The sequence below is a fragment of the Sphingobacterium sp. SYP-B4668 genome, assembly GCF_027627455.1.
In the GTDB taxonomy this organism is placed as follows: domain Bacteria; phylum Bacteroidota; class Bacteroidia; order Sphingobacteriales; family Sphingobacteriaceae; genus Sphingobacterium.
Genome location: NZ_CP115483.1, coordinates 3,730,752 through 3,744,171 on the forward strand (window position 1 = coordinate 3,730,752; position 13,420 = coordinate 3,744,171).

The window sequence follows — 13,420 nt, forward strand, 5'->3', positions numbered from 1 at the left end:
TACGACACCACTCAAAAGTAGATTAAATAGGGATATACCGACACCTTAGTCTGAATTCTGTATCTTTGAGGCACGAGAATCATTACATGCAAAAAAGTATTACATCCACGATAATAAGTGTCTTTCTTTTACTGAGTTTCGCAACAAAACTAATGGGGCAACAGCTCCCTAGGGTGGGGCATCCTTGGGTACAGCAATATACCAAATTCAATTATAACGCCGGTAACCAAAATTGGTCTTTGGCGACTGATTCAATGGGCATTATCTATGTAGGCAATGGAGACGGACTGTTACAATTTGACGGACAGAGCTGGAGTCTACACACTTTGCCCAATAAATCTACCGTGAGAGCGGTGACTATAGGTCTGGATCAAAAGATATATACGGGTGGGCTGGCCGAATTTGGCTATTGGGAAAAGTCGAAAGCTGGAAAACTGCATTACAAAAGCCTGACCCCACTTGTGGATAAGGAAGCAATAAGCAAAGATGAAATCTGGAAAATCATCCTGGATGGCAAAAGAGTAATCTTTCAATCATTTGCTAGTTTGTATTGCTATGAAAATGGGAAAATGTCCCGGATTAGTGAACAAGGTAAACCCTTTCTATTCGCCTTCAAAGCAAATAATAGAATTTTCACCGAAATAATCCCTGACGGCTTATTTGAATTAAAAGGTAGCACTTTGGTACCCTTACCGGGTAAGGAAAAACTAATTGGCCAAAATATACTATCTATACTTCCCCTTACGGAGCACTCGTTCTTAATAGGAACGGCCAAAGATGGATTGTATCAATATGATAATCAAAATGGAATACGAAAATGGGAGAATGAAATCGATAATAGACTTAAAAACGCGCAACTCAACAATGGAATTAAGCTTTTAAATGACTATTATGCCTATGGAACCATCTTAGATGGAATATTCATTCTGAATAAAAACGGACAGCTCATCCAGCATATCAATAGACAAAATGGCCTGCAAAATAATACGATACTCTCGTTAGCGATCGACCATCAACATCAAATCTGGGCCGGGTTGGACAATGGGATAGCCAGAATAGATGTGCAATCACCCCTGTATTTTTACAGCGACAATTCTGGGAGTATTGGAATGATATACAGTGCCAAGATATACAAAGGGAACTTGTACTTAGGAACCAACCAAGGATTGTTCTATAGCCAATGGTCGGACAATCACACACAACGACCTCTGAATTTTAAACTAATCAATGGCTCGCAGGGGCAAGTTTGGGATTTAACAATCATCAATGGCGACCTGATTTGCGGTCATAATGACGGTACCTTTGCCGTATCGGGCGAGCAATTCCGTAAAATATCAGACCTAACGGGTGGATGGACGACGAAGCAGATAAAAGGGCATCCGGCACTTTTGATCCAGGGAAACTATACTGGTATTGCGATTTTCAAAAACCAAGATAACAACTGGAAACTATCCTGGAAAGTTCCAGATTTTGACCTACCGATCAATACGATAGAGCAGAAGTCTGAATTCCAATTCTGGATCAGTGGACCTCAGGGGCTCAGTTTGATCAAGATGGACACTGCCTACCGTCACATCTTGCAAAAAAAATCTTACGGGACGAAAGAAGGTCTTCCTTCCAATATGGGCAATTATGCCGCTAACCTCGATAATACAACCCTATTTTCAACGGATTCAGGCTTTTACAAATATGATGAGATTGCTGACAGCTTCTCCCCACATCAATTCTTAAACAAAGAGCTCGGGCCGTATGCTTACTCCAATAAGATAATACAGGCTTACCCAAGACAATATTGGTTCATCAACCAAACAAATATTGCGTATGTAGGTTTTCTTCCCAACGGAAAGTTGAAAATCGATTCGGCGAGTTTTGCGATTCTGAAAAACCAGATGATCAAATACTATGAAAACATCAATAAGGTAAGCGCCGATTTATTTCTGATCAGCTTGGACAACGGCTTTGCCCTTTACAATACACAATCCACTCTTCTAAAAAGGAATACGACTCCTTCGCCTATAATTCAAGGAATCTTTAATACCACCAAAGAGGTCACACAATTAGACCTTGTCGATGACGAACTGGAGATACCTTACACATCCAATAATATACGGATACGCTTCGCCCTTCCCTGGTATAGCCAGAAAGCCATTAAATTTCAATATTTTCTAGATGGTTACTCAGAAGAGTGGTCCCACTGGTCTGAAGAATTTCAAAAGGATTTCACTAATCTACGAAATAGGAGTTATGTCTTTAAGGTAAGGGCTTTGTTACCTGACGGCACCATTACGGGTGAAACGGAGCTAGCTTTCACTATCCTTCCTCCCTGGTATCTGAGCTGGTGGGCGCTCTTTATATATTTCTTGATGCTACTGGCCGCTGCACATTATACAAAAGTATGGTATGAGAGAAAACTGGAAAAACATAGGGTATTGCTTCGAGACAAGTTGACGAGGCAACAAGAAGAAGCCATAAAAAGGGAAATAGAACAAACTGATAAGCAATTGGTGCAATTGAAAAACGAGCAATTGGAGCACGAGCTGGCCAGCAAAAACCGAGAATTGGCCAACTCGGCCATGAACATCGTTTATAAAAACGAACTTCTAAACAACATCCACAACGAGTTGGTGGAACTAAAGGATAATGATGGTAAAAAATTGTCTAGCGAACATGTTAAAAAAATAAGTAAGATTATCGACGAAGCATACAATGATGAGAGGGACTGGAATATTTTTGAAAAAAGCTTCAATGAAGCACATGAAAACTTCTTCAAGAAATTGAAGAAAAACTATCCAGCTTTGATACCCAATGACCTCAAATTGTGCGCGTACCTCCGAATGAATATGAGCAGTAAAGAGATCGCTTCGCTCTTGAATATTACCACTCGCGGAGTAGAAATTAGACGTTATAGATTGCGAAAAAAACTAAACATTCCAACTGAAAAGAACCTTTCCGAATTCTTAATGGAGGTCTAACGAACCTCCCAAAAAACTACAACACTTCATAAAAAAAGATATTATCACTACATCATTACCTCACATCTCCATATGTGTAAAAACAACACTATGTCATGTTATGCACATTGCCCCATAACACACATATAAAATTGACTATCAAAACATTAATAACTTTTTTCTGTTAATATAGTAACACACTAATAATTGGGTGTATTAATGTAGAGGTATACAACATTGCATTTACACCCCATACATCACATCTTTGTGAGATGTTTAGTGCAGCCCGAATGATTATAACAACCAGTTATGATGAGGAAAATTCGAAAAACAAAAGGACTGACTAGGCATTAATTAAAACACATTTCATTATTTAACTAAACAAGCACATGAGGAACTTTTTTACTTATCTCATACTGGTCATTAGTTTGACACTGTCCTCACCCCTATTTGGACAGCAGACATCAGTACGAGGAAACGTCAAAGACGGCAGCACAGGACTAGCTATTGCGGGGGTGACAATTGCGGTCAAAGGGGGGACAACTGCTGCTCAAAGTAGCGATCAAGGAGACTTCACCATCCAGGCCAACCCTACAGATGTATTACAAATCAGATACCTGGGATACATTACACAAGACATACCTATCAATAACCAGACTTCAATCAATATCAGTTTGCTGCCCGATAGCGAAGCTTTGGAAGAAGTTGTAGTCATTGGTTACGGAACAGCTGCTAAACGAGACCTAACAGGATCTATCGCATCTGTGAGCGGTAAGGATGTTGCTGACAAACCATCACCTAATCCGATTTCTTCTATTCAAGGAAAAGTGGCCGGTGTCCAAATCACAAACAGTGGTGAGCCAGGCGCAGCTCCCAACGTCAAAATAAGAGGAACGAACTCCATCAATGGGGCATCTCCTTTATATGTAGTCGACGGGATCCTGAATGATAACATCAATTTCTTGAATCCATCTGATATCGAATCCATGGAAATCTTGAAAGACCCTTCTTCTCTGGCCATATTCGGGGTACGGGGCGCCAACGGTGTAATCATTATTTCCACTAAATCGGCAAAACAGGGTGATCTAAATTTCAACTTCAACTCTACTTTGGGATTCAAAGATGTGAATCACCGCATGAAAATGACAGATGCTGAAGGCTTTAAAACGTTATATAATGAGCAAAGACAGAACGAGGGGGCACAATCTTTTGACTATACAGATTGGAATGGAAATACCAACTGGCAAGACCAGATCTTCCAAAAGGGCATCTTAAACTACAACAACTTAAGTGTAAGCGGAGCTACAGAAAAGAACAAGTTTTACATGGGCTTGGGCTACACAACAGAAGACGGGGTAGTCAAACATGAGGAATACAAGAAACTCACGATCAACATCAATGACGAATTGAAGATTACAAATAACTTCAAAGTAGGAATGAATTTCAGTGGCTACAAGGCCAGTTTACCACAGATTCAAAGTGGACTCATCAATACGGCCATTATTGCATCTCCTGTCACGCCGATCTACAATGACCAATATGGCCTATACTATAATACCCCACCATTTCAAACGCCACAGATCTATTCACCAATGGTAGGGCTCGAACTCCGGAAGAATACACGGATCAGTGACGAATACAGAGCGGTAGGAAGTGTATTTGCCGAATTGACCTTCCTAGAGCATTTCACAGCAAAAGCCTCCTTCTTGTATGACTATGGGTTCAACGGCATCAGAAGCTATACGCCAATCGTGGATGTGTATGATCCCAATATACAAGGTGATGATAAGACAAGTAGGTTAGTGCGAACAACAGGTGTATCTCAAGAGCAAAATACATTCAAAAAAGCACAGAGCGATTGGCTTTTGACCTATAAGAATGCTTGGGGCAATCATAACCTAACGGCAACAGCAGGTTTTACGACCTATTACAGAGGATATGAAGGTATTATCACAAATGTAGGCCAAGGAAATGGAGAACCCATTCCAAACGATCCGCGTTTCTTTTACACAACGATGGGAGATCAAACCACAAGGTCTATTGGGGGAACCCAATGGGAGCGTGCCACCCTATCATACCTCGTCAGAGGACTCTACAATTATAAAGGGAGATATTTACTGAACGGATCATTTAGAAGAGATGGATCATCTGCATTTTTGGGATCGAATAGATGGCAAAACTCTGGAGCTATTGGTGCAGGTTGGATAGTATCTGAAGAATCCTTTATGCAGGACCAACAATTATTTGATAATTTGAAAATTAAAGGTTCTTGGGGTATTTTGGGCAATGAAAACACCGGCGATGGATACCGTTACCCAGTCTATCCGACCCTAGTGACTGGAAGTTCTACGTCTTTTGGCAACAATATCTATCCTGCGCTATCACCGGCCTATTCTCCAGACCCTAACCTACGTTGGGAGTCCGTACATTCTTGGGAAGCAGGCTTTGAAGCTAAGATGTTAAGAAATAGATTGAGTCTAGAGGCTGTCTATTACGACAAAAAAACCAAAGATATATTAGTAGAAGTACCGGGTGTAAATGGTTTCCTTCCGATTTTGCGCAATGCTGGTGAAATCCAAAACAAAGGGTTCGAGTTTTCGGCAGGTTGGAATCAAGACCTTACAGAAGATTTAAAATTAGGTGTGAATGCCAACTTGACCACACTTAACAACAAAGTACTGAATTTGGTCGATCAGGATTTTGCGATCTTGGCGGGTAACGGGGTATCTCGTACGATGTCGGGACAACCGGTGGGATATTTTTATGGCTTAAGGACAAATGGAGTGTATCAAAACCAGGCTGAAATCGACGCAGGACCGAAATCCGGTCTAGGTCAAGCTTTCAAACCTGGGGATATCAAATACATCGACATCAACAACGATGGCACCATCAATACCCAGGATAGAACGATTATTGGCAACCCTACTCCGGATTTCATCTACGGGTTTTCCGTCAACTTGAGTTACAAAAACTTTGATTTAGGAACGGAATTCATGGGCGTATCGGGCAATGAAATTATTCGTACTTGGAACAGAAACCAATATTCCACTTTCAACTTCTTAGAAGATCGCTTAGGAAGGTGGCATGGAGAAGGAACCTCTAACTTTGAACCCATCATGGACTCCAAACGAACTAACAACCGAGAGTTCTCTTCTTATTTTATTGAAGATGGAAGTTTCTTCCGGGTACGGAATATCCAATTAGGCTATAACTTCAGGAAAGAATCCCTCGAGAGGATAAAACTAAAATCCTTGCGATTGTTCCTGAATGCACAGAACCCATTTACGTTTTCTAACAATACCGGATTTACTCCTGAAATTGGCGGAAGTGCAATAGCTGTAGGTGTGGACAACGGAACGTATCCGCTTCCGGCTATTTATACTGTAGGTGTCAATGTTAACTTTTAAAAATAGAACGTGATGAAAATGAATATCTCAACATATATATCGGCAACCCTACTGGCCCTACTGGTGTTCAGCAGTTGCTCAAAAGATTTTTTGGACCGTAAGCCACTGGGACAATTGAAAGAAGATGAACTTCCAGCCGGCTCCCTAGAAGGGCAGGTGCTTGCCATCTATGCAGGATTGAGAAGTGAGGGGACCAGCGGCCTACCCTATGTAGGAGTACATAATATGCGCTCGGATGATGCCGAGATTGGGTCAAGCGTCGGAGACGAAGCAGGATCGGCTCCAAATACGGACGATTTTCAATATACCACCAACTTTTGGTTGTGGGGCAACTATTGGACCGATCACTATAAATTAATTGCATTGACCAATATTGCAATTGAAACGGCCGACTCTATCGTTACCAAGGATGACCTAACGATGAGTTTGGAAGCGGAGGCAAAGTTCTTCAGAGCATGGGCCTATTTCAACTTAGTACGGGCTTTTGGCGAAGTACCGAAGATTGACTTTAGAGTACGCGATCAAAAAGAAGGCATCTTGCCTAAATCACCTATTGCTGACATCTATGCATTGATAGACGCTGATTTGGAATATGCAACCCAGTATTTACCCCTAAATTGGGAAGCAAGATATATAGGACGAATTACAAAAGGAGCGGCTTTTGCTGTGCAAGCTAAATCCTTCCTGGCTAGACAACAATATAGCAAAGCACTTGCTGCTAGCCGTATGGTCATCAATTCAGAACAGTACAACCTGAACGTACCTTATAATCAAATTTTTAGAGAAAGCTCCGAAAACAGTAAAGAATCAATCTTTGAAATACAAGCGTACTATGAACAAGGACAAACTAACTTGGGTATCACCTATGCGAGTAGACAGGGAGTAAGAGGATCTGGAGATATGAACCTAGGGTGGGGTTGGAATGTACCACATGAAAGATTGGAAAAAGCCTTTGAACCTGGAGATCCTAGAAAGGATGAAACCCTCCTGTATGCCGGAAGGGAAAATACCCCGTATGGCGAACGGATTCCATCGGCATCAGCAGATGTCCCAAGGCCATATTGGAATAAAAAAGTGTACACCGACCCCGCTATTCGACTGAGAACAGGCAGCTTGGGTGGTGATTGGTTTAACTTCCGCGTAATCCGGTACGCAGATGTCGTATTAATGGCTGCAGAGGCTGCCAATGAAGTGGGTGAACGTACTGATGCGCTTAAATACCTCGAAATGGTCAGAAAAAGAGCTAGAGGAAACAATAACAGTATACTGCCAGAGGTAACAACTACAGACCAACAAAAACTTAGACTGGCCATCAGACATGAGAGACAAGTGGAACTGGGTATGGAAAACGAAAGATTTTTTGACTTAATTCGTTGGAATATAGATGTAGAGACATTCAAAGATGCTGGCAAAACAAATTACCAGATTAGAAATAGATTTCTTCCTATTCCTCAAAATGAAATAGACCGTTCTGGGGGTATTCTAATCCAAAATCCAAACTATTAATGTGAGCGAGAAGAGTATGGACTTCCTGTCCGTACTCTTTTTTAACAATATTGTATTATAAAAATTAACTCCTTTCTTATCTTGAAAACACTTGTTTATACTTTTTTTATTCCGCTACTGATATTACAATCTTGTTTTTCCAACAAAGAACAGAAGACGGACACGCAAAATGAGGCGAAAGACACATTGGCAACGGATTCCCTTCTGACGTTAATTCAGAAACAGACCTTCCAATATTTCTGGGATGGTGCCGAACCGACTTCTGGAATGGCGCGCGAACGTATCCATATCGACGGGCACTACCCTCAAAATGATGAAAGTGTTATCACTGTTGGAGGAAGCGGATTTGGGATAATGGCTATCATCACCGGAATAGAACGTCAATTCATATCAAAAGACGAAGGTGCCCAGCGTTTAGGTCACATCATGGATTATTTAAGCAAAATGGATCGCTTTAAAGGCGCCTGGTCACATTGGTATTTTGGAGAGACTGGTAAAGCCAAATCTTTCAGCCAACAGGATGACGGAGCAGATATTGTCGAAACTGCATTCATGGCACAATCCTTAATCGTCGTCAGAGAATACTACAAGAACGGTAATACTGCTGAAAAAGCTATTGCCAACAAAGCTGACCAACTTTGGAAAGACATTGATTGGAATTTTTTCAGGAACGGCAAAGATGTGCTGTATTGGCATTGGAGTCCAAAATATGGCTGGGGTATGAATCATTCTATTCAAGGGTATGATGAGTGTCTCATTGCTTATGTATTAGGTGCGTCCTCTCCTACTCACCCTATACCTGCCTCCACGTATCACAAAGGATGGGCAAGAGACGGTGCGATTGTCACCGACACAAAAAAATATGAAATTCCGTTGATACTGAAGCATAATGCTCCTAATAACGGCGTAGGTCCACTCTTTTGGGAGCACTATTCCTATTTGGGATTGGACCCTAAAGGATTGAAAGATCAGTATGCAAACTATTGGGACGTAGTAGTCAACCATACCAAGATAAACATCGCACACGCTCAGCAAAACCCAAAACAATATAAAGGATATGGAGAAGACAAAGGCTGGGGATTGACAGCTAGCTATTCCGTAAAAGGATATGATGCCCATCACCCAGACAATGATCATGGTGTTATCAGCCCTACTGCCGGACTTTCTTCGATGCCATATGCGCCAAAGGAAAGTATTGCCTTGGCAAACTATCTTTATGGTCCCCTTCACGATAAAGTATGGGGGAAATATGGCTTTTATGATGCATATAGCGAATCAGCGGATTGGTATCCGCAACGTTATCTAGCTATTGACCAAGGTCCGATAGTCGTCATGATTGAAAATTATAGAACAGGACTGTTTTGGAAATTGTTCATGGGTGCTCCTGATGTCCAAAAAGGGCTCAAAGACCTTGGCTTCGCAAGCCCTCATTTTCAGTAGACTTTTTAGTTTTCTAAGATTTCAAGGAGACAGACTTATGGAATATCCCTAGAATATAAGTTGCTCAAATGAAAGGGATAATGAAGCATATTGGACAGCCGCCAAAATAAAAATTGGCTAATAATATGGTTTAGATATTCCATACATCCATAAAAAAAACAGATTACAACATATGAATATAAGCAGATACAGTCGACTGGTGCTCTCAATATGTACTTTGTACGTCACGAGCGCCGTTACAGCGCAGCCGAATAAGCAAAAGATGGATAGTTTTATTTCCGAACTAATGTCCAAAATGACAATAGAGGAAAAAATAGGACAACTTAATCTTGTGACCGGAGGTGAGGCTACTACCGGTAGCACAGTGAGTACAGGTGTAGAGACCAAGATCAAGTCCGGTGCTATTGGTGGTGTATTCAGCATGACTAGCCCACAGCGTATTCGTGCCGCACAAGATTTGGCCGTCAAACATTCACGTTTAGGTATTCCTTTAATTTTTGGAATGGACGTGATACACGGCTACAAAACCATGTTTCCAATACCGATTGGTTTGGCATCCTCATGGGATATGAACCTTATCCGACAAACGGCTCAAATTGCAGCTACCGAAGCAACTGCAGATGGAATCAATTGGACCTTTTCGCCGATGGTAGATATCTCCAGAGACCCACGTTGGGGAAGATTTTCCGAAGGTAGTGGTGAAGACCCTTATTTAGGGTCTCGAATCGCGATAGAAATGGTCAAAGGATACCAAGGTGATGACCTAGCAGCACATAATACACTGATGGCATGCGTGAAACACTTTGCTCTATATGGAGCTTCTGAAGCTGGAAGAGATTATAACAGCACAGATATGAGCCTGCATCGTATGTACAATGAATATTTCCCCCCATACAAAGCAGCGATTGACGCCGGCGCAGGTACTGTAATGACATCCTTCAATGATATCAACGGGATGCCTGCTACGGCCAATAAATGGCTAATGACAGATGTACTACGTCAACAATGGGGATTCCAAGGAATGGTCGTGACAGACTATACGGCTATCAATGAACTCATCGATCACGGTCTGGGAGATTTGCAACAAGTGTCAGCGCTATCGTTAAAGGCCGGAGTAGATATGGATATGGTGGGAGAAGGATACTTGACAACATTGAAAAAATCACTAAGCGAAGGAAAAGTAAGCCAAGCCGATATCGATAGATCATGTAGACTGATATTAGAGACTAAATATAAATTAGGCCTATTTGAAGATCCTTATAAATACTGTGATGTAAATCGTGCTAAAAATAACATCCTGACTCCTGCGCATCTTGCGAAGGCGAGAGAAGTGGCTGGAAAATCATTTGTATTACTTAAAAACGAACAGCAAATACTTCCATTAGCGAAAACCGGAAAAATTGCGCTGATAGGTCCGTTGGCCAATTCTGGATCCAACATGCCTGGAACGTGGAGCGTTAGTGCCGACTTGAACAACACACAGTCTCTAATGGCCGGAATGAAAGAGGTATTGGGGACAAAAGTCGCGATTAACTATGCTTTAGGCAGCAACTTATTGGATGACCCCATCTATCAGGAACGCGCGACAATGTTTGGCCGTACTATACCAAGGGATAATCGTAGCGAAGACGAGCTCATCGCTGAAGCATTAAAAGCTACAGAAGGAACAGATGCCATCATAGCAGCTCTAGGTGAAAGCTCAGAAATGAGTGGAGAGAGCTCAAGCCGTACTGAAATAGGAATCCCAGGAAATCAACAACGACTTTTGAAAGCGCTATTGAAAACAGGAAAACCAATTGTACTGGTTCTTTTTACGGGCAGACCCTTGACATTGACCTGGGAGCAGGAAAATGTACCTGCCATTCTAAATACTTGGTTTGGTGGCACAGAAACAGGAAAAGCCGTGGCTGATGTACTTTTTGGAGACGTAAATCCTTCAGGAAAGCTTCCAGCCACATTCCCAAAAAATGTAGGCCAAATCCCTCTTTATTACGGTGCTAAAAATACCGGACGTCCATTGGCAAATGGCAAATGGTTTGAGAAGTTCAGATCTAATTATTTAGATGTGGACAATGAGCCTCTTTATCCTTTCGGCTATGGGTTGAGTTACTCCACATTTAAGTATGAGAATTTGAAATTGAACACAGCCGTACTGCAAGCGTCAGAAACGTTACAAGTAAAGGTAGAAGTGCAAAATACGGGGAAGTATGACGGAGAAGAAGTGGTCCAATTGTACATACGTGATATCGTAGGATCCTTGACCCGCCCAGTAAAAGAACTAAAAGGTTTTCAAAAAGTGGCTTTCAAAGCTGGCGAGAAAAAGACAATCACGTTTGAAATCAAAGAAGCTGATCTCAAGTTCTACAATGAAAATCTAGAATTTGTTTCAGAACCGGGCGAGTTTGAAATATTCGTCGGAACGAACTCTAGAGATGTATTAAGTTCAAAATTTGAGTTAAAAAAATAAAAATTGGAGGCTGTCTAAAGGTGTCCATGATGTCCCTCTAGGCTTGGTCAGGACCCATATTTACCTCACCAAGGACATTTTATACAGAGATGCAATGTGGCCAGCATAGTGGCATTTTTTAGACAGCTTCTTTTTTTTTCCTATGATACCCCGAATCGAAAAACGGAGATTCGGAGATACCTTACGCAATATATAAGTCAGTCTGATATTTGAACAACAGCTTATTTCCGACAGCATACTCCTCAAAAAGGGCACTAAGACCATGGAAGAGTTTTTTACTCGTACTCTCCTCGTTCGGAAAATAGGAAGAAGATCTCGCCCTACCAAAGAAAGCCTTGAGGTCAAAAGTCTGTTCATTTTGTATCGATATACGCTGAAATGTTCTCGGTTCGAAAAACTTTCCAATTTGATTGTCGGTAATATTTTTTTGCGTCACCGTTTTATATTCAGGTATATGTTTCATGAGGAAGTTTTCGTAATCATTCTGAAAAGCATCTTCAGGATCTCGCTGATTCCAGACCAAAACAATATGTCCGTCGTCTTTAAGAATACGGTTGAACTCAAGTTTCGATCGCTCCATATCAAACCAATGAAAAGCCTGCCCCGCAAATACCAAATCCACACAATCCTCATCTATCTTGGTATCTTCTGCAGACGCATTAACTGCTATAAAATTCCTGTTCTTTTTAAAATGATGAATTGAAGCTTCTCGCATAGCTCGGTTTGGCTCGACTCCAAAGATATTATTTCCATTGTCAACAAACAATTTCGAAGACAATCCCGTACCACTTCCTATATCGGCTACAAGCCAATCTTTGTTGAATCCAATAGTCTCGCTTAAGATCTTAAGTATTTGGTGGGGATAATTAGGTCTATATTTTTCATAGTCCACTACACGATCTGTAAATCTATCAACGGATTTCTTCATTTGTCTAATTCTTTTAATCTAGTAACCCAGCATCTCGAAAGCTAAAGTAGCCATTATCCGTAAAAATAATATGGTCATTTACATGTATATCCATCATTGACGCCCCATTGACAATTTTCTTAGTCAATTGTTCATCCGCTTTACTAGGTTTCAACGTTCCAGATGGATGATTATGGATTAGAATAATGGAATAGGCACCGCATGTCAACGCATTTCGAAGAACACTACGAACATCGACAGGAGTAAAGTCATTCCCCCCCTTACCTATTAACTGTTGTTCTAGCACCTTACATCCTTTCGTCAAATACAATACCCAGAACTCCTCGTGCATCAAATCTTGCAGTTGAGACCTAAAAAAATCATAAACTCGCTTACTGCTATTCAAAACAGGTTTGGCTGGTTGCACTACGTCTTTTCTTCGACGACCCAATTCCATCGCTGCGATAATGGAAATCGCCTTAGCCTCGCCTATTCCTTTATATTTACAAAGGTCTCGGATTTCCATTCGAGATAAGGAAGTCAAATCATTATTTAGGTCTGCAAGCACCCGCTTGCAAAGTTCGACAGAGGTTTCATCTCTCGAACCCGAGCCAATTAATATAGCTAATAACTCGGCATCCGTAAGAAATCGTCTTCCTTTCTCGAGCAATTTTTCACGAGGGCGGTCAGCCACCGCCCAATCTTTTATAACCAACTTATTCATAATCCAGGTTTACTTCGA

At 41.3% G+C, this 13,420-nt stretch carries 7 protein-coding genes; 5 read left to right on the forward strand and 2 right to left on the reverse strand.

The annotated features are described in order from the left end of the window. Nucleotides 1–152: 152 nt before the first annotated feature. The 5 genes from OQ289_RS15365 to bglX all read left to right on the forward strand — a co-directional run bounded on the left by OQ289_RS15365 (nt 153) and on the right by bglX (nt 11,771). Complete coding sequence (locus tag OQ289_RS15365) at nt 153–2,972, forward strand: transcriptional regulator (protein ID WP_270087741.1); 2,820 nt, start codon at nt 153–155, stop codon at nt 2,970–2,972. Between the two features lie 368 nt (nt 2,973–3,340). Beyond that, nucleotides 3,341–6,358, forward strand: coding sequence for a SusC/RagA family TonB-linked outer membrane protein (locus tag OQ289_RS15370; RefSeq protein ID WP_270087742.1), 3,018 nt, complete (start codon nt 3,341–3,343; stop codon nt 6,356–6,358). Between the two features lie 12 nt (nt 6,359–6,370). Further along, entirely contained in the window at nt 6,371–7,864 is a 1,494-nt protein-coding gene (locus OQ289_RS15375; protein ID WP_270087743.1) for a RagB/SusD family nutrient uptake outer membrane protein, read from the forward strand. 81 nt (nt 7,865–7,945) lie between these two features. Next, on the forward strand, nt 7,946–9,304 hold the full coding sequence (locus tag OQ289_RS15380) for a glucoamylase family protein (protein ID WP_270087744.1): 1,359 nt from the start codon (nt 7,946–7,948) through the stop codon (nt 9,302–9,304). A gap of 172 nt (nt 9,305–9,476) precedes the next feature. Continuing rightward, nucleotides 9,477–11,771, forward strand: coding sequence for a beta-glucosidase BglX (bglX, locus tag OQ289_RS15385; protein WP_270087745.1), 2,295 nt, complete (start codon nt 9,477–9,479; stop codon nt 11,769–11,771). A gap of 181 nt (nt 11,772–11,952) precedes the next feature. On the opposite strand, the gene OQ289_RS15390 is transcribed toward bglX, so the two are convergent. Continuing rightward, nucleotides 11,953–12,699, reverse strand: a complete 747-nt coding sequence (locus OQ289_RS15390) for a class I SAM-dependent methyltransferase (RefSeq protein ID WP_270087746.1) — start codon at nt 12,697–12,699, stop codon at nt 11,953–11,955. Between the two features lie 13 nt (nt 12,700–12,712). Further along, nucleotides 12,713–13,402, reverse strand: a complete 690-nt coding sequence (radC, locus tag OQ289_RS15395) for a RadC family protein (protein ID WP_270087747.1) — start codon at nt 13,400–13,402, stop codon at nt 12,713–12,715. Nucleotides 13,403–13,420: the final 18 nt, after the last annotated feature.

What these genes read in the sequence shown, in the direction of transcription:
- OQ289_RS15370 (WP_270087742.1), top strand. Translation starts at nt 3,341, where the DNA reads ATGAGGAACTTTTTTACTTATCTCATACTGGTCATTAGTTTGACACTG.
- OQ289_RS15390 (WP_270087746.1), bottom strand. Translation starts at nt 12,699, where the DNA reads ATGAAGAAATCCGTTGATAGATTTACAGATCGTGTAGTGGACTATGAA.
- bglX (WP_270087745.1), top strand. Translation starts at nt 9,477, where the DNA reads ATGAATATAAGCAGATACAGTCGACTGGTGCTCTCAATATGTACTTTG.
- OQ289_RS15365 (WP_270087741.1), top strand. Translation starts at nt 153, where the DNA reads ATGGGGCAACAGCTCCCTAGGGTGGGGCATCCTTGGGTACAGCAATAT.
- OQ289_RS15375 (WP_270087743.1), top strand. Translation starts at nt 6,371, where the DNA reads ATGAAAATGAATATCTCAACATATATATCGGCAACCCTACTGGCCCTA.
- radC (WP_270087747.1), bottom strand. Translation starts at nt 13,402, where the DNA reads ATGAATAAGTTGGTTATAAAAGATTGGGCGGTGGCTGACCGCCCTCGT.